General features: G+C 73.0%; 23 protein-coding genes. 9 read left to right on the top strand and 14 right to left on the bottom strand.

What is annotated here, in order from left to right; translation table 11 throughout:
• The first annotated feature begins 164 nt into the window (after positions 1-164).
• Positions 165-659, top strand: coding sequence for a DUF3145 domain-containing protein (locus ACIA8N_RS03095; protein WP_030220896.1), 495 nt, complete (start codon positions 165-167; stop codon positions 657-659).
• Between the two features lie 87 nt (positions 660-746).
• On the opposite strand, the gene fabF is transcribed toward ACIA8N_RS03095, so the two are convergent.
• The 5 genes from fabF to ACIA8N_RS03070 all read right to left on the bottom strand — a co-directional run bounded on the left by fabF (position 747) and on the right by ACIA8N_RS03070 (position 5,656).
• Positions 747-2,009, bottom strand: coding sequence for a beta-ketoacyl-ACP synthase II (gene fabF / locus ACIA8N_RS03090; protein WP_359210699.1), 1,263 nt, complete (start codon positions 2,007-2,009; stop codon positions 747-749).
• Positions 2,010-2,088: 79 nt separating this feature from the next.
• On the bottom strand, positions 2,089-2,337 hold the full coding sequence (locus ACIA8N_RS03085) for an acyl carrier protein (RefSeq protein ID WP_030220891.1): 249 nt from the start codon (positions 2,335-2,337) through the stop codon (positions 2,089-2,091).
• 56 nt (positions 2,338-2,393) lie between these two features.
• A complete protein-coding gene (locus tag ACIA8N_RS03080) occupies positions 2,394-3,425 on the bottom strand; it encodes a ketoacyl-ACP synthase III (RefSeq protein ID WP_030547933.1) in 1,032 nt (343 codons plus the stop codon).
• A gap of 18 nt (positions 3,426-3,443) precedes the next feature.
• Entirely contained in the window at positions 3,444-4,385 is a 942-nt protein-coding gene (locus ACIA8N_RS03075; protein WP_365777540.1) for an ACP S-malonyltransferase, read from the bottom strand.
• A gap of 89 nt (positions 4,386-4,474) precedes the next feature.
• Positions 4,475-5,656 carry a helix-turn-helix domain-containing protein gene (locus tag ACIA8N_RS03070; RefSeq protein ID WP_365777538.1) on the bottom strand — a complete coding sequence of 394 codons (1,182 nt, stop codon included), beginning with the start codon at positions 5,654-5,656 and terminating at the stop codon, positions 4,475-4,477.
• 81 nt (positions 5,657-5,737) lie between these two features.
• Here ACIA8N_RS03070 and ACIA8N_RS03065 point away from each other — a divergent pair, with 81 nt between their 5' ends.
• Positions 5,738-6,394, top strand: a complete 657-nt coding sequence (locus ACIA8N_RS03065; RefSeq protein ID WP_365777536.1) for a pirin family protein — start codon at positions 5,738-5,740, stop codon at positions 6,392-6,394.
• Positions 6,395-6,486: 92 nt separating this feature from the next.
• Here ACIA8N_RS03065 and ACIA8N_RS03060 read toward each other — a convergent pair whose 3' ends face one another.
• The gene (locus ACIA8N_RS03060) at positions 6,487-7,659 is read right to left on the bottom strand and encodes an Ig-like domain-containing protein (protein WP_365777534.1); all 1,173 of its coding nucleotides are present in this window, start codon (positions 7,657-7,659) and stop codon (positions 6,487-6,489) included.
• 210 nt (positions 7,660-7,869) lie between these two features.
• Between ACIA8N_RS03060 and ACIA8N_RS03055 the strand changes: the two genes are divergently transcribed.
• The 5 genes from ACIA8N_RS03055 to ACIA8N_RS03035 are packed head-to-tail and all read left to right on the top strand — an operon-like array spanning position 7,870 to position 13,690.
• Positions 7,870-9,057: a peptidoglycan bridge formation glycyltransferase FemA/FemB family protein gene (locus ACIA8N_RS03055; protein ID WP_365777532.1), complete on the top strand. Its 1,188-nt coding sequence runs from the start codon at positions 7,870-7,872 to the stop codon at positions 9,055-9,057.
• Positions 9,054-10,769, top strand: a complete 1,716-nt coding sequence (gene murJ / locus ACIA8N_RS03050) for a murein biosynthesis integral membrane protein MurJ (RefSeq protein WP_365777530.1) — start codon at positions 9,054-9,056, stop codon at positions 10,767-10,769. The genes ACIA8N_RS03055 and murJ overlap by 4 nt, the downstream gene beginning before the upstream one ends.
• Before the next feature lie 52 nt (positions 10,770-10,821).
• Complete coding sequence (locus tag ACIA8N_RS03045) at positions 10,822-11,505, top strand: response regulator transcription factor (RefSeq protein WP_365777528.1); 684 nt, start codon at positions 10,822-10,824, stop codon at positions 11,503-11,505.
• Positions 11,502-13,067, top strand: a complete 1,566-nt coding sequence (locus ACIA8N_RS03040) for a HAMP domain-containing sensor histidine kinase (protein WP_365777526.1) — start codon at positions 11,502-11,504, stop codon at positions 13,065-13,067. Before ACIA8N_RS03045 ends, ACIA8N_RS03040 begins: the two co-directional genes overlap by 4 nt.
• The gene (locus ACIA8N_RS03035) at positions 13,064-13,690 is read left to right on the top strand and encodes a hypothetical protein (RefSeq protein ID WP_365777524.1); all 627 of its coding nucleotides are present in this window, start codon (positions 13,064-13,066) and stop codon (positions 13,688-13,690) included. Before ACIA8N_RS03040 ends, ACIA8N_RS03035 begins: the two co-directional genes overlap by 4 nt.
• 18 nt (positions 13,691-13,708) lie before the next feature.
• Here the strand turns inward: ACIA8N_RS03035 and ACIA8N_RS03030 are convergent, their stop codons facing one another.
• Positions 13,709-14,539 (bottom strand): serine hydrolase domain-containing protein, encoded by an 831-nt coding sequence (locus ACIA8N_RS03030; RefSeq protein ID WP_365777522.1) that lies wholly within the window; start codon positions 14,537-14,539, stop codon positions 13,709-13,711.
• A gap of 50 nt (positions 14,540-14,589) precedes the next feature.
• Here ACIA8N_RS03030 and ACIA8N_RS03025 point away from each other — a divergent pair, with 50 nt between their 5' ends.
• Positions 14,590-15,006 carry a MerR family transcriptional regulator gene (locus ACIA8N_RS03025; RefSeq protein WP_030547911.1) on the top strand — a complete coding sequence of 139 codons (417 nt, stop codon included), beginning with the start codon at positions 14,590-14,592 and terminating at the stop codon, positions 15,004-15,006.
• Complete coding sequence (locus tag ACIA8N_RS03020) at positions 15,003-16,043, top strand: aldo/keto reductase (RefSeq protein ID WP_365777519.1); 1,041 nt, start codon at positions 15,003-15,005, stop codon at positions 16,041-16,043. The genes ACIA8N_RS03025 and ACIA8N_RS03020 overlap by 4 nt, the downstream gene beginning before the upstream one ends.
• A gap of 14 nt (positions 16,044-16,057) precedes the next feature.
• Here the strand turns inward: ACIA8N_RS03020 and ACIA8N_RS03015 are convergent, their stop codons facing one another.
• The 7 genes from ACIA8N_RS03015 to ACIA8N_RS02985 form a co-directional block, all read right to left on the bottom strand.
• The gene (locus ACIA8N_RS03015; RefSeq protein ID WP_365777517.1) at positions 16,058-17,254 is read right to left on the bottom strand and encodes an acyltransferase; all 1,197 of its coding nucleotides are present in this window, start codon (positions 17,252-17,254) and stop codon (positions 16,058-16,060) included.
• The gene (locus ACIA8N_RS03010) at positions 17,251-18,231 is read right to left on the bottom strand and encodes an alpha/beta hydrolase (protein WP_365777515.1); all 981 of its coding nucleotides are present in this window, start codon (positions 18,229-18,231) and stop codon (positions 17,251-17,253) included. Before ACIA8N_RS03010 ends, ACIA8N_RS03015 begins: the two co-directional genes overlap by 4 nt.
• 214 nt (positions 18,232-18,445) lie before the next feature.
• Positions 18,446-19,126, bottom strand: a complete 681-nt coding sequence (locus ACIA8N_RS03005; protein ID WP_365777513.1) for a response regulator transcription factor — start codon at positions 19,124-19,126, stop codon at positions 18,446-18,448.
• Positions 19,123-20,622, bottom strand: a complete 1,500-nt coding sequence (locus tag ACIA8N_RS03000; protein WP_365777511.1) for a sensor histidine kinase — start codon at positions 20,620-20,622, stop codon at positions 19,123-19,125. The genes ACIA8N_RS03005 and ACIA8N_RS03000 overlap by 4 nt, the downstream gene beginning before the upstream one ends.
• Before the next feature lie 114 nt (positions 20,623-20,736).
• A complete protein-coding gene (locus ACIA8N_RS02995; RefSeq protein ID WP_365777509.1) occupies positions 20,737-21,723 on the bottom strand; it encodes a DUF4429 domain-containing protein in 987 nt (328 codons plus the stop codon).
• Between the two features lie 65 nt (positions 21,724-21,788).
• A complete protein-coding gene (locus ACIA8N_RS02990; protein ID WP_365777507.1) occupies positions 21,789-23,003 on the bottom strand; it encodes an alpha/beta hydrolase in 1,215 nt (404 codons plus the stop codon).
• Positions 23,004-23,066: 63 nt separating this feature from the next.
• A complete protein-coding gene (locus tag ACIA8N_RS02985) occupies positions 23,067-23,753 on the bottom strand; it encodes a TetR family transcriptional regulator (RefSeq protein WP_365777505.1) in 687 nt (228 codons plus the stop codon).
• Positions 23,754-23,870: the final 117 nt, after the last annotated feature.

The raw sequence follows: 23,870 nt of genomic DNA, 5'->3' as shown, positions 1-23,870 counted from the left end.
TAGCTTTTCCCCCGTCGAACCAGAGGCACCTTTGCCGACCGGCTCCGGTAAATTACATCACGTCACATACTGTCCTCTTTTTAGGGGTTTGTGACGTTTTACTCCTGATGCTGTTTACTGAGGCCGCTGGGAAAGGCGAACCTCGTCCCACACTGGAGGTCCCGGTGACGACACGTGGAGTCCTGTACGTACACTCCGCACCGCGCGCGCTGTGCCCGCACGTCGAATGGGCGGTGGCGGGCGTCCTCGGTGCGAGGGTCCAGCTCGACTGGATCCGCCAGCCGGCGTCCCCCGGCACCTGGAGAGCCGAGTTCTCCTGGCAGGGCCGCACCGGCACCGCCTCCGAACTCGCCTCCGCGCTGCGCGGCTGGCAGATGCTCCGCTTCGAGGTCACCGCGGAACCCTGTCCCACCGCCGAGGGCGAGCGCTACAGCGCCACCCCCGACCTGGGCATCTTCCACGCGGTCACCGGCATGCACGGCGACATCCTGATCCCCGAGGACCGGCTGCGCGCCGCCCTGGCGCGCTCCCTGCAGGGCGAGACGCAGCTGGAGGCCGAGATCGCCAAGCTCCTCGGCAAGCCCTGGGACGACGAACTGGAGCCCTTCCGCTACGCGGGCGAGGGCGCCCCGGTCCGCTGGCTCCACCAGGTCGTCTGAGGGCCCACCATGCCCCGCGGCGGCGGACGCACGCGAAAGGCCCGCCCCCTGACCGGGGGACGGGCCTCGTGCTTGTGCGGGTGTGGGTCAGACGGAGCGGAACGCCAGGACCACGTTGTGTCCGCCGAAGCCGAACGAATTATTGATCGCGGCGATCGTCCCCTGCGGGAGGGCGCGGGGCTCGTCGCGGACGATGTCCGCGTCGACGTCCGGGTCCAGCTCGTCGACGTTGATCGTCGGCGGGGCCAGGCGGTGGTGCAGCGCCAGGACCGTCGCGACGGTCTCGATGCCGCCGGCGCCGCCCAGGAGGTGACCGGTCATCGACTTCGTCGCGGAGATCGCGACGTGGTCGAGGTCGTCGCCCAGGACCTTCCGCAGCGCCTTGATCTCGGCGACGTCACCCTGCGGCGTCGACGTGGCGTGCGCGTTCAGGTGGACGACCTCGGACGGCTTGAGGTCCGTCGCGTCGAGCAGGTTCTGCATCGCGGCGGCGATGCCCCGGCCGGTCGGCTCGGGCTGCGCGATGTGGTGGCTGTCGGCCGACAGGCCCTGGCCGAGGACCTCGCAGTAGATCCGCGCGCCGCGCGCCTTCGCGTGCTCCTCGGACTCCAGGATCACGACGCCCGCGCCCTCGCCGAGCACGAAGCCGTCACGGCCGGTGTCGTAGGGACGCGAGGCCTTCGTCGGCTCGTCGTTGTTCTTGGACATCGCCATCATGTTGGCGAAGGCGGCGATCGGCAGCGGGTGGATCGCGGCCTCGGTACCGCCGGCGACGACCACGTCGGCACGGCCGGTACGGATCATCTCGACGGCGTAGCCGATCGCCTCGGCGCCCGACGCGCACGCGGAGACGGGGGTGTGGACGCCGGCTCGGGCGTTCACCTCCAGGCCCACGTTGGCGGAGGGGCTGTTCGGCATGAGCATCGGCACGGTGTGCGGCGAGACACGGCGGACGCCCTTGTCCTTCAGCACGTCGTACTGGTCGAGCAGGGTGGTGACTCCGCCGATGCCGGAGGCGATGACGGAACCGAGCCGCTCGGGCACGATCTTGTCGTCCTCGCCGGCGGGCGCGGTGTAGCCCGCGTCGGCCCAGGCCTCACGGGCCGCGATCAGCGCGAACTGCGCCGAGCGGTCCAGCTTGCGGGCGAGCGGGCGGGGCAGGACGTCACCGGGGTCGACGGCGGCGGTCGCGGCGATCTGCACGGGCAGTTCGGCGAAGCGCTCGCCCTCCAGGGGCTTGACGCCGGAGCGCCCCGCGAGAAGACCTTCCCAGGTCGACGCGGAGTCGCCACCCAGCGGTGTGGTTGCGCCGATACCGGTGACGACCACGGTGCGATTGGTCGAGCTCACAGGAATTCGTTCTCCATGTGTGTGATGGTCGGAATACGGCGCCACCGCCGGGTGGCGGACCGAGTCAGCGAGGGCCGAATCAGGCCTGGTGCTTCAGGATGTAGTCGGCAGCGTCGCCGACCGTCTTGAGGTTCTTGACGTCCTCGTCCGGAATCTTGACGTCGAAGCGCTCTTCGGCGGCGACGACGACCTCGACCATGGAGAGCGAGTCGACGTCCAGGTCGTCGGTGAACGACTTGCCCAGCTCGACGTCCTCGACCGGGATGCCGGCGATCTCGTTGACGATCTCGGCGAGGCCTTCGACGATCTGGTCCTGGGTGGCGGCCATGGTGGCGCTCCTTCTTGTGATTGCTTGGGAATGGGCTTCCGGGAGAACCGGAGTGCCTAGGGGAGGGTAACGACCGTCGCGGCGAAGACGAGACCCGCCCCGAAGCCGATGATGAGCGCCGTGTCGCCGCTCTTCGCCTGGCCGGTCGCCAGGAGTCGTTCCATGGCGAGCGGAATCGAGGCCGCCGACGTGTTGCCGGTGGTCTCGACGTCACGGGCGACCGTGACGTGCTCCGGCAGTTTCAACGTCTTCACCATCGAGTCGATGATCCGCATGTTCGCCTGGTGCGGGATGAAGACGTCCAGGTCGTCCGCCGAGATGCCGGCGGCGTCCAGCGCCTGCTGGGCGACCTTCGCCATCTCGAAGACGGCCCAGCGGAAGACCGCCTGACCCTCCTGCGTGATGGCGGGGAACTTGATCTCGCCCCGCTCGTTCAGCGGCAGCTTGGAGACGTCGCCAACGTGGAACTCGTTCCACGGGACGGTCTGCTTGATCGTCTCCGACTTGTCGCCCTCGGAGCCCCAGACGGTGGGGCCGATGTGCGGTTCGTCGGAGGGGCCGACGACCACGGCGCCGGCGCCGTCACCGAACAGGAAGGCCGTCGCGCGGTCCTCCAGATCCGTCAGGTCGCTGAGCCGCTCGACACCGATGACGAGGACGTACTCCGCCGAACCCTCGACGATCATCCCCTTGGCGAGGGTCAGGCCGTAGCCGAAGCCCGCGCAGCCGGCGGAGATGTCGAACGCGGCCGGCTTCCCGGCGCCGATCTTGTCGGCGATCTCGGTGGCGACGGCCGGGGTCTGCTTGAAGTGCGAGACCGTGGAGACGATCACGGCGCCGATCTGCTCCGGGCTGATCCCGGCGTCGGCGATGGCCTTGCCCGAGGCCTCCACCGACATGGCGGCGACGGTCTCCTCGGGCGAGGCCCAGTGGCGCGTGGCGATACCGGAGCGCGAGCGGATCCACTCGTCGGACGAGTCGATCGTCTCGAGGATCACCTCGTTCGGCACGACCCGGGTGGGGCGGTAGCCGCCGACACCGAGGATCCGCGCGTACGGGGCGCCCTTGCTGGGCTTGATCTTCGACATGCTTCTCGACACTCCTCGTCAGACGGCCGCGTGCTCGGCGATGAGCGTACGGGCCGCGTCCAGGTCGGCAGGAGTCTTCAGGGCCACTGTGGCGACTCCGGGCAGGGCGCGCTTGGCGATGCCGGTGAGGGTGCCGCCGGGGCACACCTCGATCAGCGCGGTCGCGCCCAGCGCCTGGAAGGTCTCCATGCACAGGTCCCAGCGGACCGGGTTCGCGACCTGGCCGACCAGGCGGGCCAGGACCTCGGCGCCGTCGGTGACGACCTGCCCGTCCTTGTTGGAGACGTAGCGAGTGGCGGGGGCGGCCGGGGACAGCTCCTTCGCCGCCTCGTCCAGCTTCGCCACGGCCGGGGCCATGTGGTGCGTGTGGAAAGCGCCGGCGACCTTGAGCGCGACGACCCGGCGGACGCCCTCGGGCTTGTCGGCCTCCAGGGCCGCCAGCTGCTCCAGGGTGCCCGCGGCCACGATCTGGCCGGCGCCGTTCACGTTGGCCGGGGTCAGGCCGAGCTTCTCCAGGTGCGGGACGGTCACCTCGGGGTCGCCGCCGAGCAGCGCCGACATGCCGGTGGGGGTGATCGCGGCGGCCTCGGCCATCGCGAGCCCACGGGTACGTACGAGACGCAGCGCGGCGGTCTCGTCGAGGACGCCCGCGAACGCGGCGGCGGTGAACTCGCCGACGCTGTGACCGGCGACGACGCCGGGCGACCCCGCCGCGTCAGCGGCTGATGTCGCCGTACCCAGGGCCGCTGCGGACAGCAGGCCGGCGGCGACGAGGAGGGGCTGGGCGACGGCGGTGTCACGGATGTCGTCCGCGTCCGCCTTCGTGCCGTAGTGGGCGAGGTCGAGCCCGATGGCGTCGGACCAGGCCGCGACGCGGTCGGCGGCGCCGGGGAGTTCGAGCCAGGGGGTCAGGAAGCCGGGCGTCTGGGCGCCTTGGCCGGGAGCGACGAGTACGAGCACCCTCACACTCTCTCTTGGGGACGGCTCCCGGCGCCCGTGGGGACAGGGACGAAGAACCGTCGGGGGAATTGTTGGTGTCCGACAAAAGTCTAGGACTGCGGATCTCCGTCGGCCAAGCGTCCGAGGATGAGCGCGATCCGCAGCGTGAACGCGGAGCGTACGTCAGAGGGTGACCAACCGGTGACGTCGGTCACACGTCGAAGCCGGTAGCGCACGGTGTTCGGGTGGACGAAGAGCATCCGGGCCGCGCCTTCCAGGCTGCTGGCCTGCTCCAGGTAGACACTGAGCGTTTCCAGGAGCGCCGAGCCCGCCTCCTCCAGCGGTCTGTAGATCTCCTCCACCAGCTGCTCGCGCGCCGAAGGGTCCGACGCGATGGCGCGCTCCGGCAGAAGATCGTCCGCCAGGACGGGGCGCGGGGCGTCCTGCCACGCCGTGCACGCCTTGAGGCCGGCCGCCGCCGCCTGCGCGGAGCGGGTCGCGGCGAGCAGGTCGGGGACGACGGGACCCGCGACGACCGGACCGGCCGCGTACGGGCCGATCAGGGCCTTCGCCACGGCGAGCGGGTTGTCGTTGCCGCCCGCGATGACGACGAGACGGTCGCCGAGCACGCCGGTGAGGACCTGGAGCTTGGCGTGCCGGGCTGCCCTGCGGATCGCCTCCACCGTCAGCTCGCTGTCCCCGTCGGGGGCGGTGCCGAGGATCACGCACACGTGGTCGGGGGAGTTCCAGCCGAGGGCCGCCGCGCGGGAGACGGCGCCCTCGTCGGCCTCGCCGGAGAGGACCGCGTTCACCACGAGGGATTCGAGGCGCGCGTCCCAGGCGCCCCGGGCCTCGGCGGCCTGCGCGTACACCTGGGCCGTCGCGAAGGCGATCTCCCGGGCGTAGACGAGCAGCGCCTCACGGAGGACCGACTCGTCGCCGGGGGCGGCGACCTCCTCGATCGCCGACTCCATGACCTCGATCGTCGTACGGACCATCTCGACGGTCTGGCGCAGGGTGATCGCCCGGGTCAGCTCGCGGGGCGCCGTGCCGAAGACGTCCGTCGAGATCGCCTGGGGGGTCTCGGGGTGCCGGAACCACTCGGTGAACGCGGCGATACCGGCCTGGGCGACCAGACCGATCCACGACCGGTTCTCGGGAGGCATCGCCCGGTACCACGGAAGCGTCTCGTCCATGCGGGCGATGGCACCGGCGGCGAGCCGCCCGGCGGACTGTTCGAGGCGCTTCAGGGTCGCGGTGTGCGGGTGAGGGCGGTTCGTGGGTTCTGGCACGGGACAAGACTGCCTTATCGGGACGGCGGCGTGCGGGGCCGGGGCGGCTTCCCCTCCGGGAGCGGCACTACCGTGGGGCCCGTGATACGCATCCAGCGCGCCGCCGAGCGGTACCCCGGGGGCGACCCGGCGGCCGGGATCGAGACCCGGCACGCCCTGTCGTTCGGGCCGCACTACGACCCCGACAACCTCCGCTTCGGCGCCCTCCTCGCCTGCAACGAGGAGCGGCTCGCGCCCGGCGCGGGCTTCGACGAGCATCCGCACAGCCACACCGAGATCGTCACCTGGGTCGTCGAGGGCGAACTCACCCACCACGACACGGCCGGCCACACCACGGTCGTCCGCCCCGGCGACCTCCAGCGGCTCAGCTCGGCGGGGGGCGTCCGGCACGTCGAGCGCAACGCCGCCGCCGTCCCCCTGGTCTTCGTGCAGATGTGGCTGGCACCGCTGTCGCCGGGCGGGGAGCCGTCGTACGAGGTGGTGAGGGACCTCGACGGCCCGTACGACCTCCCGGAGGCGGGCGCGACGCTGCACCCCCACCGCCTGAGGGCGGGCGCGCAGGTGTCCGTACCGGAAGCCCACCACGTCTACGTCCACGTGGTGCGGGGGACGGTGCTGCTGGCCGGCGAGGAACTGGGAGCGGGCGACGCGGCCCGGCTGACGGGTGCGAAGGGCGAGGAACTGCTGGCCACCTCCGACGCCGAGGCCCTGCTGTGGGAGATGCGCGCCGCCCTGTAGGCCCCCCGTGTGGGCAATCGTCCCGCGGGGCGGGACGGGTGGGCACACGGGACGGCGCCCTGTGCGGGCGCCTCCGCTACCGCGCCCCGACCTCAGCGCACCGCACTCTTCGCCTGCCAGTCGGCCCAGCTCAGGTTCCACGCCCCGTACCCGTTCCCCTCGGCGACCGTCCCCTTCGTATCCCGGCCGCTGATCTCGAAGGGATCGCCCACGTTCACCGAGGCGTAGAAGGAGGCGGCGTCGGCATCGCTCATCCCGATGCAGCCGGAGCTCCTGTTGGCGCGGCCGAAATACGCCGCGTTCCACGGCGCCGCGTGCGCGTACATGCCCGACCAGGTCAGCCGCATCGAGTAGTCGACCATCTTGTCGTACGCGTCCCCGAGCCCCACCGTCTCCGAGTTCATGTTGATGGTGCCCTCCTTCGCCATCAGCACGGCCGTGCCCCGCCAGGACCGCTTGTCGCCGCCAGGCGTACCGCCGGAGACCGGGATCGTACGGACGACGCGCCCGTCCCGGTTCAGGGTCAGCTTCTGTCGGTCCAGGTCGACCTTGACGACCTGCGCGGCGCCGACCGTGAAGCCGGTGCGGTAGTCCCGTACGAACCAGCCGCCGCCCGAGTCCGTGCCGTTCAGGTCCGCTTCGAGGGTGACCTTCGTGCCGGGCTTCCAGTACTCCCTGGGCCGCCAGTCCGCCCTGTCGCGGCCCGAGTGGTCCTTGACCCAGCCCCAGGACCCCTCGGTGCGGTTCGACGTGGTGACCTTCAACTGCCGCTCCACGTCCGCCTTCCGCGTCACCGGCAGGTCGAAGACGATCGAGAGGGGATGGGCGATGCCCACGGTGGTGTTCTTGCCGGGGGCCAGGGTCAGCTTGTTGACCCGGGCGGCCTCGGGGGTGGTGAAGGAGGACCGGTGCGTCGCCGACTCCCGGCCGTCGGCCGTACGGGACGTCACCTCCACCGTGTACGAGGAGCCCGGCACCGCCTTGCGGTCCGACGTCCAGCGCGCCCCGCCCGTCCCCGTACGGCCGGTGAGGGTCCCGCCGTCCGCGTCGACGACCTTCACCCCGGCGATCGTGCCGCCCGTGACGGTCACGGTCACCGGCCGCCCGGCCGCAGGGTCCACGACGGTCACCTTCGCCGGCGGGGTCTTCGACGCTGGGGCCTCGGACCCCGCCGGGCCGTTCGCCGCCTGCGCCGTGCAGGCGGTGAGGGAGACGGTCAGAGCGACCGCCGCGAGAACGGGACGGGGTGTGCGTATGAGCAGCACGGAAGACCTCCGCGGTGGTGAGGGATCGAGGTGGGATGTTCTGGACTGTAAGTCGCCCCCGATGCCGCGAGGCCGCCCGGAGCCCATGTGACGAGGGCTGCGGCACAACGGTCATCGTCCGGTCACAAACCCCGCGCCGGTCCGTCGAATTCGGCTGTGAGCCTGCTGTGCGCCCCGACCACCGAGGGGCGGAACCAGGAGGCTCCCGTTGTGTCAGCACTGCTCGTGACGGCCGCACCCACCGAGCGCCGCGCCCCCGCGGGACCGGTCAGGCTCGGCCCCGTGACCCCCGAGGTCTACCGCGCCTTCCTGGCGTCCCGCACCGGCGCGGACGGACCCAGCTTCCTCCAGGTCCCCTCATGGGCCCAGGTGAAGGACGGCTGGAACCACCAACTGGTCGGCTGGGGGCCCGAGTCCGGCGAGCTGGCCGGCGTCGCCCTCGTCCTCCTGCGCCCCTTCCCCGGCACCCGCAAGTACTTCGCCTACCTGCCCGAAGGGCCCGTCGCCGACTGGGCCGACCCCGACGTCGACGGCTGGCTCTCCCCGCTCCTCGGCCATCTGCGCGCCTCCGGCGCCTTCGCCGTGCGCATCGGCCCCGGCCCCGCCCACCGCCGGTGGAGCGCCGCCACCGTCAAGGCCGGCACCGGACCAGGCCGCCGCCTCGCCGACGTACTCGCCGACGAGGTCGACCCGCTCGGCACCGTCGTCGCCGAACGCCTGCGGGCCCGCGGCTGGCGGCGCTGCGGCGGAGAGTCCGAGGACGGCGCCGACGCCCAGCCCCGGCACGTCTTCCAGGTCCCGCTCACCGGACGCACCCCCGACGACCTGTGGACCGGCCTCAACCAGGAGTGGCGGCGCAACGTCCGAAAGGCCCGCAAGTCCGGCGTCGAGATCACCCTCGGGTCCGCCGCCGACCTGCCCGAGTTCTACCGGCTGCTCCGCATCACCGAGGAGCGCGACGGCTTCCGGCTCGGCCGCTCCCTCGCGTACTACGAGCGCCAGTACGCCGTCCTCAACGCCGAACACCCCGGCCGCATGAAGCTCTACCTCGCCCGCCACGAGGGCGAGATCCTCGCCGCCCACACCATGGTCACCGTCGGCGGACGCGTCTGGTACCAGACCGGCGCCTCCGCCGACCACCGGCGCGAGGTCCGCCCCTCCAACGCCCTCCAGTGGTGCATGCTGCTCGACGCGCACGCCCTCGGCGCCGCCGTCTACGACCTGCGCGGGGTACCCTCCACCCTCGATCCGGGCGACCGCGCCCACGGGCTCCTGCGCTGGAAGCTCGGCACGGGCGGACAGGTCGTCGAGACGCTGGGGGAGTGGGAGACACCGATGCAGGGCACGACCAACCACGCGCTGTACCGGGCCTTCACGGCCTACATGGCCCGCCGATGACGACCGCCGCCGCCACGCTCACCGCCGACCGCCCCGGGCCTTCCGAGCCGAAGGCCGCGCCGTCCGCACTCCGCAGCGGCGCCCTGATGGCCGCCGGGTCGCTCGTCTCCCGCGCCACCGGCTTCGTCCGCGCCGCCGTCGTCGCCGCCGCGCTCGGCGCGGGCTACGTCGCCGACGGCTACGCGGTCGGCAACTCCGTCCCCACCATCGTCTACATGCTGCTCCTCGGCGGCGCCCTCAACGCCGTCTTCGTCCCCGAACTCGTCAAGGCCGCCAAGGAGCACGAGGACGGCGGCGTCGCCTACACCGACCGGCTCCTCACCCTCTGCGCGCTCGCCCTCACCGTCCTCACGGCGGCCGCGGTCCTCGCCGCGCCCCTCATCGTCGACCTGTACACCGACTACACGGGCGACCGGCGCGAGATGACCGTGGCCTTCGCGCGCGCGTGCCTCCCGCAGATCCTCTTCCTCGGGCTCTTCACCCTCCTCGGCCAGGTCCTCAACGCCCGTGGCCGGTTCGGCGCCATGATGTGGACCCCCGTCCTCAACAACGTCGTCGTCGTCGCCGTCTTCGGCCTCTTCCTCGTCGTCGGCGACGGCGGCACCCTCACCCCCGGCGAGACCGCCCTGCTCGGGTGGGGCACCACCGCCGGCATCGCCCTCCAGGCCCTCGCGCTCCTGCCCTCGCTGCGCGCCGCCGGCTTCCGCTGGCGGCCCCGCCTCGACTGGCGCGGCAGCGGCCTCGGGGCGCCGCTGCGCTCGGCCGGCTGGCTGGTGCTGCTCGTCCTCACCAACCAGGGCGCGTACTGGGTGACCACCCTGCTCGCCACATCGGCGGGCTCAGGACCCGGCGTCGGCGGCGGCTCGGGTCTCGCCGCGTACAACAACGCCTATCTGCTGTGGACCGTCCCGCACGGCATCATCACCGTCTCCCTCGTCACCGCGCTGCTGCCCCGGATGAGCGGCGCCGCCGCCGACGGCGACCTCGCCGGCGTGCGACGGGACGTCTCGTACGCGCTGCGGACCAGCTCGGCGGCGGTCGTCCCCGCCGCCTGCGCCCTCCTCGCCCTCGCCGTACCGCTGATGACGGTGGTCTTCCGGTACGGGGCGACCAGCGCCGACGACGTCCGCGCGATGTCCTGGATCCTGATGGCGTTCGCGCCCGGCCTCGTCGCCCTGTCCGGCCAGTACGTGTGCACGCGCGCGTTCTACGCCCTCCGCGACACCCGCACCCCGTTCCTGCTCAACCTGGTGATCGCCGGCCTCAACGCGGCGCTCTCCTTCGCCGCCTACCACTACCTGCCCACCCGGTGGGCGGTCGCGGGCATGGCGGCCGGATACTCGCTGGCCCTGTGGGCGGGCTGGGCGCTCACCGCGTACGTGCTGCGGCGCCGGCTCGGCGGGACCCCGTCCGCGGGAGGCGGGACCGCTTCCGCAGGTGGCGGGACCGCGTCCGCGGGCGGCGCGACCCCGTCCGAGGGCGGCGCGCTCCCGGGCCTGGTGCGGCTGCTGCTCGCGGCCGTGCCCGCCGCCGGTTACGGGCTCCTCGTCACCGACCTCACGGGTCCCGCGGGGGCGGTGCCCGCGGGCGTCGCCGGGGCGCTGACCGTCCTCTGCGCCTTCGCCGTCCTCGCCCGGCCGCTCCGCCTCACCGAGGTCAGGACACTCCTCGCGGCGGGCTCCGGCCGCCTCCGCGCCCTCCGCCGCCGGTGACGGACACCCGCCCCCGCGCATCACCCCGCACCGACCTTGGGATACTCCACAGATGCCCCGCGTGCTCCTCATAGAAGACGACCCCTCCGTCCGGGAGGGCGTCGAACTCGGCCTGCGCCGCCGCGGGCACGAGGTGCGGACCGCGCCCACGGGAGAGGCCGGGCTCGAAGCGCTCGCGGAGTTCCGCCCTGACCTGCTCCTGCTCGACCTGATGCTGCCCGGTATGAACGGCGTCCAGGTCTGCCACCGCGTCCGCGAGAGCAGCCAGCTGCCGATCATCATGCTGACCGCCCGCGGCGACGACTTCGACATCGTCATAGGCCTGGAGGCCGGGGCCGACGACTACATCGTCAAGCCCGCCCGCACCGAGGTCATCGAGGCCCGGATACGGGCCGTGCTCCGCCGCATCGAGGAGCCAGGCGGCAGCCGCTCCGCCGTGGAGTTCCACGGCGAACTGGCCGTCGACCGGGCCGGTCTCACCGTCGCCAAGGCGGGCGAGCGCATCGCCCTCGCCCCCTCCGAGATGAAGCTGCTCCTGCACCTCTCGGCCGCCCCCGAGCAGGTCTTCAGCAGGCAGCAGCTCCTCGAACACGTCTGGGAGCACAGCTACCACGGCGACGCCCGGCTGGTCGACGCCTGCGTCCGCCGGCTGCGGAACAAGATCGAGGACACCCCGGGCGAACCCCGCTACATCCAGACCCTGCGGGGCTTCGGCTACCGCTTCGGACCGCTGTGAAGGCCTGCGTAGGACCCGAACCGGACACCGGACGGTCCGAACCTGACGCCGGACGGTCCGAACCGGATACCGGCCGGCCAGGGGCGGAAGGAACGGGCCGCGCGTCGCGGCGCAGGGCCCGCGGTCCGCGTCTGCGCCCGCACCCCTTCGGGCTCCGCACCCGCCTCGTCCTCGCCTTCCTGCTCGTCGCCGCCGTCGGCTGCGGCACCACCGCCGCCCTCACCTACCGGGCCGCCCGCAACGCCATCCTGGAACAGGCACAGGACACGGCCGTGTCCGCCTTCCGCGAGCAGGTCGAGGACCTCAGAACCGATCTGCCCGTCGTGCAGGACGACCTGCGGGACTCGCTCATGCGGATCGCCCGCCAGGGCAAGCCCCACCCGTGGCGCGTCTACGCCGAGTACGGCACCGTGCGCGTCTCCTCCACCGACCGGCCCGCCTCCTCCGTCATCACCCCGGAGCTACGGGCCCGCGCCGCCGACGACACCCTCCAGCACGGCAGCTTCCAACGGGTGGTCAAGGGCGGCACCCCGTACCTCACCATCGCCGTCCCCGCCGTCTTCCACGCCCGCTCGGCCGACGGGCCGCCCCAGCGCACCGGCCTCGTCCTCTACGCCGTGATGGACCTCCGCGCCGAGGAGGCCAACGTGGAGGCCATGGTCATGGCCGCCCGCGACGGAGCCCTCCCCGCCCTCGCCGTCGCCCTCATCCCCGCGCTGATCGCCGCACGCGGTGTGCTCCGGCCCGTACGGGAGCTGCGCCGGGCGGCCCACAGCATGGGCCGAGGCCGGCTCGACACCCGTATCCACGCCAAGGGGAGCGACGAACTCTCCGACCTCGCGCGGACGTTCAACGAGTCCGCCGCCGCGCTGGAACGTTCCGTCGCGGAACTCCGCAACGCCGAGGCCCGCGCCCGTCGCTTCGCCTCCGACGTCTCGCACGAACTGCGCACCCCCCTCGCCGGGATGCTCGCCGTCACCGAGGTCCTCGACGAGGACGCCGACGGCCTCGACAGCGACACCGCCCGCGCCGTCCGACTGATCAGCGCCGAGACGGGCAAGCTCGCGGTGCTCGTCGAGGACCTCATGGAGATCTCCCGCTTCGACGCGCGCGCCGCCGAACTCCACACGGACGAGGTCGACGCCGCCGACTGCGTCCGCAAGACCCTCCAGCACCGGCGCTGGACCGACCCCACCCAGGTCGTCCCGCACCTCACCGAGGGGATCAGGGCCCGGCTCGACCCGCGCCGCTTCGACGTCGTCGTCGCCAACCTCGTCGGCAACGCCCTGCGGCACGGCGGCGCGCCGGTGACGGTCCGGCTGTACGCGGAAGGGGAGCAGCTCGTGACGGAGGTCGCCGACCGGGGCCCGGGCATCCACCCGGACGTCCTGCCGCACGTCTTCGACCGCTTCTACAAGGCGGACCAGGCCCGTACCCGCTCGGCGGGCAGCGGCCTCGGCCTCGCGATCACCCTGGAGAACGTCCGGCTCCACGGAGGCACCGTCACGGCCGCCAACGACCCCGTGGGCGGGGCCGTCTTCACCGTACGGATGCCGCTGTGAACCGCCGGACGGCCGCCGCGGCCCTGTCCGCGGCCCTGCTGGCCGCGGCGGTCGGCTGCGGCATCCAGGAGACCGACGTCGTCGAGGCGGGCGGGGCCGCGACCGTCCTCGTCGCGCCGATACCCGAGAACCGGATCGTGCTCTACTTCCTCGGCCCCGACGGCCGGTCGATGCCGGTGGCCCGCGACGTCGGCCCCGTCTACCCCGAACCCACGGCCCCGGCGGACGGCACGGGAGACGCCCGGCTCCCCTACGAGGGGTTCGGTCCGGGATACGAGATAACCCTGGAGGACCTGCGCAGCTCGGACGCCGCCGACAAGATCCTCGCCGCGCTCCTCGCGGGGCCCAGGGAGAACGAGGCCGCGGCGGGCATCACCACCGCCCTGCCGGAGAGCGAGATGCGGGGGCCGGGACTGGTACCGCGCATCGAGATCGCGGCCAGGACCGACTCGGCTCGCCTGCTCCTTCGGCTCAGGGCCCCCTTCCCCGTCAAGGAGCTGCCCGAGGCGGCGGTCCGCCAGCTGGTGTGCACGGCGGCCTACGCGAAGCACCCGGCCGGCCGGGTCGACGTGTCGGTCGGCGGCCCCGACGGCCTGCTGCCGACAGCGCGCTGCGACGACTAGGGCCTCGCCGCACGCCCCTCAGGCGGTACGCAGGTCCGCGAGCACCGCGTCCGTGAACGGCGGCCAGACCTCGACCGCCCACGCCCCGAAGGGCCGGTCGGTGAGCGCCACGCACGCGGCCCGCGCGTCCGGGTCGATCCACAGGAACGTGCCGGACTGCCCGAAGTGTCCGAAGGTGCGCGGCGAGGAGCCGGCGCCCGTCCAGTGCGGGGACTTGCCGTCGCGGATCTCGAAGCCGAGACCCCAGTCGTTCGGCCGCTGGTGCCCGTAACCGGGCAGGATGCCGGTCAGGCCGGGGTACGCGACGCTCATCGCGTCGAGGACGGTGCGCGGGTCGAGCAGCCGCGGCGCCTGCACCTCGGCGGCGAACCGCACCAGGTCGTCGACGGTCGACACGGCGTCCTTGGCGGGCGAGCCTTCCAGGCTCGTCGCCGTCATGCCGAGCGGCTCGAGGACGGCCTGACGCAGGTACTCGGCGAAGGGGATGTCGGCCGCCTTGGCGACATGGTCGCCGAGCGCCTCGAAGCCGGTGTTGGAGTAGATCCGGCGGGTGCCGGGCGCGGCCATCACCCGGTTCTCGTCGAAGGCGAGCCCCGAGGTGTGTGCGAGGAGATGGCGGACGGTCGCGCCCTCGGGCCCGGCCGGCTCGTCGAGGTCGATCGCCCCCTCCTCGTACGCGACGAGGACGGCGTACGCCGCGAGCGGCTTGGTCACCGAGGCGAGCGGGAAACGCCGTCCGGTGGGGCCGTGGGACCCGGCCAGGGTGCCGTCCGCGCGGACGACGGCCGCCGCCGCGGTGGGAACGGGCCAGTTCTCGATCGACGCCAGGCTCGGCAAGCTGCTCTGCATGGGCCGAGCCTACTTGCTTCGAGTGCACTCCAACGTTTTAGCGTGGAGGCATGAGCGTGATCGCGAGCACGGCCGCCGGTCCGAGCGGAACCCGGGCGCACTACACCATCAGCGAGGTCGCCGCCCTGACCGGCCTCTCGGCGCACACCCTGCGCTGGTACGAGCGCATCGGCCTGATGCCGCACGTCGACCGTTCGCACACGGGTCAGCGCCGCTTCACCGAAGGGGACCTGGGCTGGCTGGGGTTCGTCGGCAAACTGCGCCTGACCGGCATGCCGGTCGCCGACATGGTCCGGTACGCGGAGCTGGTACGGGAGGGTGACCACACCCGCGAGGAGCGCCGGGAGCTCCTGGAGGCGACCCGGCGGGACGTGCTCTCGCGGATCACCGAGCTCCAGGACACGCTCGCCGTGCTCGACATCAAGATCAGTCATTACGGGACCGCATGCGGAGGCACTTCTTCATGACCAGCGCGAACAGGACCAGCGAGACCAGGATCGACACCGTACGGCTCGGCGGCCAGGACGGACCCGAGGTCGGCGTCCAGGGCTTCGGCGCCATGGGCATCAGCGAGTTCTACGGCGAGACCGACGAGGCAGCCGCCCGGGACACCCTCGACGCGGCCCTGGAGGCCGGCGTCACCCTGATCGACACCGCCGACATCTACGGCAGCGGCGCCAACGAGGAGTTCCTCGCCCCCTTCCTCGCCGCCCACCGCGACGAGGTCACCCTCGCGACCAAGTTCGCCATCGAGCGGCGCGCCGACGACCCGTCCTACCGGGCCGTCCGCAACGACCCCGCCTACATCCGGAAGGCCGCGGAGGACAGCCTGCGCCGCCTCGGCGTCGAGACCATCGACCTCTACTACATGCACCGGCGCGACCCGGAGATCCCGTTCGCCGAGTCCGTCGGCGCGATGGCCGAACTCGTCAAGGAGGGCAAGGTCCGGTACCTCGGCCTCAGCGAGGTCACAGGACCCGAACTGCGCGAGGCCCACGCCGTGCACCCCATCGCCGCCCTCCAGTCGGAGTGGTCGCTCTTCTCCCGGGACGTGGAGCGCAGCGCCGTCGCCGCCGCCGCCGAACTCGGCGTCACCTTCGTGCCGTACTCGCCGCTCGGCAGGGGATTCCTGACCGGGGCGTTCGCGGACGCCGCCAAGGACCTGTCGGGCGGGGACTTCCGCAAGTACCAGCCCCGGTTCACCGGCGAGAACGCGGAGCGGAACGCCGCCCTGCTCGAACCGGTCCGCGGGATCGCCGCCGCCCACGGGGCGACCCCGGCGCAGATCGCCCTCGCCTGGGTGCATCAGCGGGCGTCCGTGCACGGTCTGACGGTCGTCCCGATCCCCGGCACCCGCAAGCGCTCCCGCCTGGAGGAGAACGCGGCCGCGACCCGGATCACCCTGACCGGGGAGGAGCTCGCCGAACTGGAGCCGATCGCGGGCCTGGTGGCGGGCGACCGCTACCCGGACATGCGCTTCACGTCCGCCTCGCGCGAGGTCTGAGCCTCTCCGCGCTCTCACGCCAGCCCCAGGGCGAAGACCGCGAACCCCGCCGCGAGCATCCCCGCGAGCGTGCGGCGGGCCGTTCCGGTCTTCGTCCACGGCGACTCGAAGCCCCGCGCGAACCGCCCGATCAGGACCAGCAGTCCGGCGAAGACCGGCATCCACGCCAGCCGTGCGAGGATCCAGCCGACCGAGTCCGGCGCGCCGACCAGACCGGGGATCTCCCCGAGGTACGAGGCGGGGATCGCGGCGGTGAGCATGGCCGTCTGGTGCCAGCAGAGGATCGTCATCGCGGACAGGTTGACGACCACGACAGGGGCCCACAGCGCGGGCCGCCTCAGGAGCGCGCCGAGCCGGTTCCTGAGCAGGATCGCCGCACCGCTCTGCGCGGCGGCGAGTGCGAGGACCAGCAGCGACGGCGGGTGCGAGTTGGTGCGGGCCTCACCGGGGACGCCGACCATCGACGCCGGGTAGCCGAACCAGACGAGGAGAGCCGCGAAGAGCGCGGCCCCGCCGAGCAGCAGCGCCCAGGCGTGGCGCCGGGTCACCCGGCCCTCGCCCCAGGAGACGCCGAGCTGGTAGGCGAAGAGCCAGCCGGGCAGGATGTTCAGGAGGCTCAGCCAGGACGGCACGCCGTCGGCGTACGGCCCGTACCGCAGGAAGTCGACGACGGCGACCGAGCCGAGCAGCGGCGCCGCGGCCCACACCCCGAGGCGGCGGGCCGCCCGCACGCACAGCGGGGTGAGCGCGGTGACCACCGTGTAGACGCCGACGAACCAGAGCGGCTGGATGACGAGGGTGGACGCCGTCCGCAGGCTGTCCACGGGTACCCCGAGGCCGAAGTGGAGCACGGGGAGAAGCGCCGCCCAGACGGCGGTGACCCCGAGGACGGGCCGGCCGAGCCGGGCGAGGCGGGCCTTGAGCCACTCGCCCGTGGATCCCTTCCTGCGCCGGTACGAGAGCACCGAGGCGTAGCCGCCGACGAGGAAGAAGATCCCCAGCATCTGGAGGACCCAGCTGACCGGGGCGAGACCGGCGAACGCGCCCAGCGGGCTCGCGTTGTGGATCGCGCCGTCGGAGGAGAGCGTGAACCCGCCGAGCAGCCAGTGCCCGGTGGGCACGGCGAGCAGGGCCAGGGCGCGGAGCCCGTCGATCGCCCGGTCGCGGTGGGCGGGGGTGCGGGACTCGATCCGCTCGGCGAGCCTGTTCATCGGACGTCTCCCTCGGCGATGGCGGCGAAGGCGCGCAGCGAGCTGGTGCCGGGCGCGAAGTAGCCGCCGTGGCCGGCGGCGTCGTCGGCCGGGACGCGGCGGGCGCCGAACGCCGGGTCGGTGGGGTCGGTGCCGTGCCCGAGACCGGCGACCTCGACGTTCGGGATCCGGTCGATCCAGTCGGTGGGGTCCTTCGCGGCCCAGACGCGGGCGGAGGTGCCGAGTCCGGCGACGTTCTCGGCGCGCATCCCGGGGGAGCCGAGGACCACCAGGTCCTTGGCCTTCAGGTCGCGGGCGGCGAGACCGCAGACGACGGAGCCGTAGCTGTGGCAGAACACGGACGGCTCGGCGGCCCCGACGGCCGCGAGCCCGTCGGCGAACCGGGTGAGCCGGTCCGCGCCGATCTCGGCGAGCCGGCCGGTGGCCGCGTCCAGGCCGACGCCGACGGGCGTGGTGTACCCGGCCCAGGCGACGACCGCCGTACGGCCGCCGGTCGCCCGGCGCAGTTCGGTCGCCATGTCCGCGAGCGGCCGTACGTGCGCCGCGTCGGTGTCCGATCCGGGCACGATCACCGCCACGTGCTCGGCCCGCGCCAGGTCCCCGTACACGAGGGCGACCTGCCCCCGGCCGCGCGGATCGTGGGCCAGGACCCGTGCCCCTTCGAACCGTCCCTGCGTGGCGCGGGCGTTGGCCTCGTACCGCAGGGCCAGGGGCGCGCCGTCGAGGTTCCCGACGACCGTGGGGTGCGTGCGGGCCAGTTCACGCTGTCGTACGGGGCCGAGGCCCGCGAAGAACCGACTGACCTCGGCCGGGCTCATCCGCTCGGGGTCCGGCAGCCCCGCAGCCCGCCAGGCCGCGGTCCCGACCGGGGCGCCGGTCACGGCCTGCTGCGCGTTCCCGGACGCCCAGCCGGCCGTTCCGGCGATCACGGTGGCCACCAGGGCCACGGTGGTCAGGGTCCTCGCAAAGCGGCGCATGGGCTCGCCCTCCCTCTTCGGATCTCGCTCGTTCGTCGGCGAGAGGAAGGTAGGAAGACGACGGGTGACGGCACGTCACACCGGGGAGCCAACCGTGTGCTGATACCCGGGTAGGGGGTGGAGGAGCGGCCAACACCAGGGCGGGGGTGGGGTTTTCCCCCGGGGGGTGGCTGGGGTGGCGGGGGTGGCCGGGGCGCGGAAGGGCCCGGGAGGGTCAGGACGTGCCGGGGGTCACGAGGCCCGACTCGTACGCGAAGACCACGGCCTGTGCCCGGTCGCGCAGGTCCAGCTTGGCGAGGACCCGCCCGATGTGGGTCTTCACCGTCTGCTCGGCGAGGACCAGGTGGTCGGCGATCTCCTGGTTCGACAGGCCCCGGGCGATCAGCTCCAGGACCTCCGTCTCCCTCGGGGTGAGGCCGTTCAGGCGCAGGGCCGTGGTGTCCCGGCGCGGGGCGGGCCGGGACGCGGCGAAGTCGGCGATGAGCCGCCGCGTCACGGACGGGGCGAGCAGCGCCTCGCCCGCCGCCACCACCCGTACCGCCGAGATGAGATCGGCCGGCGGCGCGTCCTTCAGGAGGAAGCCCGACGCGCCCGCGCGCAGCGCCTCGTACACGTAGTCGTCCACGTCGAAGGTGGTGAGCATGAGCACCTTCGGCAGGTGGGTGACACCGGTCGGCGGGTGCAGGATCTCCCGGGCGGCGGCGAGCCCGTCGAGCTCCGGCATCCGCACGTCCATCAGGACGACGTCCGGGTGCGTGGACCGCGCCACGTCCACGCCCTGCCGTCCGTCCGGCGCCTCGCCCACCACGTCGATGTCGGGCTGGGCGGAGAGCAGCGCGGCGAAACCGGCCCGCACCATGGCCTGGTCGTCGACGATGATCACGCGGATGGTCACTCGGGTTCCTTGCCGGTCGTGGGGATCTTCGTGCTGGTCGCGGTCGTGACCGTCGTCGCGGTCGGGACGGTCGTCGCGCTCGTGACGGTCGTCGTGGCGGGGTCCTGGGCCAGCGGCATCCGTGCGGCCACCCGGAAACCGCCGTCCGGCAGCGGACCGGTGTCGAGCGAGCCGCCGGTCAACCGTACGCGCTCCCGCATGCCGACGAGCCCGTGCCCGGTACCGGACGCGCCCCGCTCGACCGAGGAACCGGGCTCCGTGGCGGGGCCGTTGACCACGAGGACCGTCAGCCACCCCTCGTCCGCCCGGACCGAGACCCGGGTCGAGGCCCCGGGGGCGTGCCGGACGACGTTGGCCAGGGCCTCCTGCACGATCCGGTACGCGGACAGGTCCACCGCCTGCGGTACGTCCCCGAGGTCCGCGGCGAGCCGCAGTTCGGCCGGCACCCCGGCCCGTACCGTCGCCTCGACCAGCTGCTGGACCCGGTCGAGCCCCGGCTGCGGGGCCCGTTCTCCCTCACTGCCGTCACTGCGGAGCACGGACAGCAGCCGTCGCATCTCGGCCAGCGACTCGCGCGCGCTCGCCGCGATCGAGGTGAACTCCTCGCGGGCGGCCTCCGGAAGCTCCGGGATGCGGTACGGGGCCGAGTCGGCCTGCACGGTGATCATGGACATGTGGTGGGCCACCACGTCGTGCAGCTCGCGCGCGATCCTGGCCCGCTCCTCCAGGAGGGTGCGGTGGGCCCGTTCGGCCTCGCTGATGGTCTCCTGCTCCCGCAGCAGCCGCTGGGCGTCGCCCCGCGCGCGTACGGCCGAGGTGAGGAGCAGCAGCACCCCGGTCAGTACGAACAGGAGGGTGTGGATGCTGCTGTACCCGTCGGGCCGGAAGGCCTCCATGGCGTAGCCGGCCGCGCCCGTGGCCAGCCAGACGCCGAACAGCGTCCGGCGGGACTCGCGCAGGCCGAGCGCGATCATCAGCGCGCAGTAGCCGACGACGCTCGGCGGGGTCCAGGGCCAGAGGTGGGCGCGCGGGCCGTCCGAGGCGAGCAGGACGAACGCGCCGAGGAGGTTGGCGGGGAAGATGATCCACCAGGCCTGCAGGGGGCGGGCGACGGCGAGCAGCAGCGGCGCGGTCTGGGCGGTGCCGATCGCGCCGGCGAGGGCGCCGTTGACGCCGTAGTCCCCGCTGAGGAGGTGGACGGTGGTGGGCAGGAGCGACGCGACGAGCGCGAGGCCGAAGACGTACGGCAGCAGCCGCACCCAGCGCGAGGAGGCGTCGGAGAGCAGGGGCGCGCCGGGCGTGCTGGGGGTGGTGAGCGCGGACGCGAGCCCCTGGAACGTCTCGCCCGTGCGGGCGCCGAGGCCCTGGAACGACGCGCGCGTCCGGGCGCCGAGCCCCTGGAACGACGCACGTGTCCGGGTGCCGAGCCGGCTGGTCCGGTTCGGCTGTTCGGGCCGGGGGGAGGATGGCGGCTCGTGCCGCGGGTCGGTAGCCATGACCCGCCCAGGGTAGGCAGCGTGCCCGGCCCCCGACGTCATACCGGGGACCGGGCTGCGGCCTGATACCCGGGTATGAGATCGGGGCCCGGGACGGCCCGGACGGCCCGGGGCTCACAGCTCCGCGAGGAGTTCCGCCTTCTTCGCCGAGAACTCCGCGTCCGTCACCAGGCCCGCCTGGTGCAGTTCGCCCAGGTGCCGAATCCTTTCGGCAACGGCTCCGGCAACCGCTCCGGCATCGGCTCCGGGGGCGGCCACGCGCGCGGGGACGCGGTCCGTCGTCGCCCGGATCGCCGCGAGGACCGCCGCGGCGAAGGGGAGGGACAGGTGCACCGGCCCGTAGCCCAGGCCGAAGAGCACGGATGCGGGGTCCCGGTCCGGCTGGGACGGGCGCGGCTCGCCGCCCCTCGGCACCAGACGTAGATGCCCGCCGAGGACGTCCGGAGACCGCCACTCGACCCCGCAGAGGTCGCGTACCTGGAAGAACTGGTCGCCCGCCTTCCACTTCTCGGAGGACGCGCCCGTCGAGGACCAGCGGAACGCGACCTCCGACCGGCCGTCGAAACTCGCCTTCCCGTCGTATGCCTTGAAGGCCTGCGGCCCCGGCGGCGGCGCCACGAGGAAGCGCTCGGCGGGCGCCACGTCCACGGTGTCGAAGGCCCCGGCTTCGAAGGCCCCGGCTTCGAAGGCGCCCGCTTCCAGGAGGTCCGGGGAGGCCTCGATGAGGTCCGGGACGTCCCAGGCGGCGGTCGTCCGCGGCGCGAGGACCTTCCGCAGCTCGTCCCGGTAGTACTCGGCGAGCGTCTCCCGATCCGCCGTGAGCACCAGGCGGTACGGATCGCAGTGTTCCGCGAGCTGCCCCGCGGCCGCCTCCATCAGCGGATCGGCACCCGGTCTCGGCACGGCGTGCAGCACGACGGTGTCCCGTTTGCCGGGCGCGAGCGTCACGGACGCCAACGCCTCGTACGGTATCCGTCGCTCGCGCAGCACGTGGAAGAGCTTCGGCGTGCGGTTCCCCCGTTCGAAGCGGATGACGAGGGCGTCGCTCTCGAACTCCCAGGTGGCATGAATTCCGGCCAGCACATCACCCATACGCCTCATCGTAGGCGGCTCGTGCCCGTGCGTCGCCCCTGTGAAAGGTCCCGAAATCACGTGATCTACGCGCGTCAGAGCCCTTCCGTGCCGGATATTCCGTCGTGGCAAGCGCTGTCGGCACGTGCGCAGACCAGGTTCCGATAGGCGCCGACCCCTATCGCGGCCAAGTTTCCGAGGCTCTCGGTGCCCGGCTCGAAATAGCCGCTGTGGCCGAGCGCCCCCCGCGCCGAGAGCAGCCGGGCGCCGAACTCCGGGGCCACCGGATCGGCGCCGTGGCCGATGCCGCCCAGCTCGACGTGGGGCACGTCCCCGATCCAGTCGTCCGGGTCCCGCATCGCCCACACGCGCGCGGGGGTGGCGAGTTCGGCCGCCCGCTCCACTCTCATCCCGGGACTTCCGGCCACCGTCAGGTCGGTCACCCGGGCGGGCAGCCGCGGTGCCGCGAGCCCGCAGAGCACGGAGCCGTAGCTGTGGCAGAACAGCGCCACGCGCGCGTTGCCCGGCAGTGCCTTGGTCAGCCCGACGAGCCGTACGGCGCCTCCCTGCGCGAGCCGGCCCGTCACCGCGTCGACGCCGACCCCGACGGGCGCGGTGTAGTCGGCCCAGGCGATCACCGCGACCCGCCCGCCGGGCGCCGCCCGCCGCTCGGCGGCGTAGAGGGCTTCGGCCATGCCGACGGGAGCCCCGTACCGGCCGTGGGTCTTCTGGAAGGTCAGGAGGTTGGTGTCGACACCGGGCACGATCACGGAGACCCGCCGGGCCCGCTCCAGGTTCCCGAGGACCTCGGCCGCCCGCCCCGCACCGGTCGGGTCGAAGGCGAGGATCTGACGGCCGGGCCGCAGCAGCGAGGTGAAGCGGTCGAACCGGCGCCGCGCCTCGTGCCGGCCTTCGGCGGAGAGCCGGAGATCGTCGACCCTGCCCCGCTCGACGGCGAGCGCACGGCCGAGGGTGATCCGGTTGGCGCGGTAGCGCAGCCCGACCGGGGCGCCGTTGAGATTGCCGACGACGAGCGGATGCCGCTCGGCGAGCGCGGCAGCGTGCGCGGGCCCGAGCCCGGCGAAGTACGCGGCGACGGTACGGGAGGGGGAGCCGGGGCCCGGCAGCGGACGCTGGTCCATCCGGTCGCGCGCCCAGTCGGCGAACGCGGCCTCCAGGGAAGGACCCGGCGCGGGGCGGTGCCGGATCGTGGTCCACCCGGTGGTCGCGAGGAGCGCGAACACGACGCCGAGCGCGAGCAGGGCGCGCACGACGGTCAGGGAGGGCGAGGCGGCTTCGGCTGACGTCACGGGCCGCCACCCTACGGGGCGCGGGTGAACACCCACGGATCAGGCCCCTGGGATGCCGGGACCTTAGGACCTGTCCTTCGGATCACGCCGGGGCCTGTCCTTCGAATCATGCCCCGGCCTGTCGTCCCGCCAGCTCGGGGCGAGCGCGGGACCGAGGTGGTCGAGGTACTCCTCGGTGAGGGCGCGGATCGCCTCCAGGCTCTGGTCCGTACCCCTGCCCCACAGCTGGCCCGTCACCCGCATCACGCCGCTGAACGCCGCCACCGCGATCCGGGGGCGCGGGTCCGCGTCCACGTCGAGGCCCTCGCGCTCGGCGATGATCCCGGCGATGGTCTCCTCCATCTCGGTCGAGCGGCGCAGATGGACGGCGAGCAGCGCGGGCGTCGACTCGATCATCTGGAAGCTGCGCAGGTACAGCTCGACCGGCACGACCTCGGTGATCGCGTCGCCGATGGTGTCCCAGGCGGAGAGCACGGCGTTGCGCATCGCGTCGAAGGGGCCCTCGCCCGGCGGCCGCCGCCCGAGGGCGTCGACGAAACGCTCCTCCACCATCTGCTGGACGGCGAAGGCGACCTCCTCCTTGGAGGAGAAGTAACGGAAGAACGTGCGCTGGGAGACCTCGACGGCGTCGACGATCTCGTCGACGGTGGTCCGCTCGTACCCCTGGGCCGTGAAGAGTTCCAGGGCCACCCGGGTCAGCTCGTCGCGCGTGCGCTGTTTCTTCCGCTCGCGCAGGCCGGGCAGGGTCACGTCTCGGTCCTCTTTTCAGGCATTTCGTCCGGGCTCAGCCTACCTGTGAGCTACGTGACAGTTACCGGCGTGTGAATCGCTTTGTCAATTGTCAGTGACTGTCACTAGCCTCTTTCG

The organism is Streptomyces sp. NPDC051822 (genome assembly GCF_044452745.1).
GTDB lineage: Bacteria > Actinomycetota > Actinomycetes > Streptomycetales > Streptomycetaceae > Streptomyces.
The sequence above is the reverse complement of the archived record's forward strand: the minus strand, read 5'-3'. Positions and strand labels throughout refer to the sequence as shown.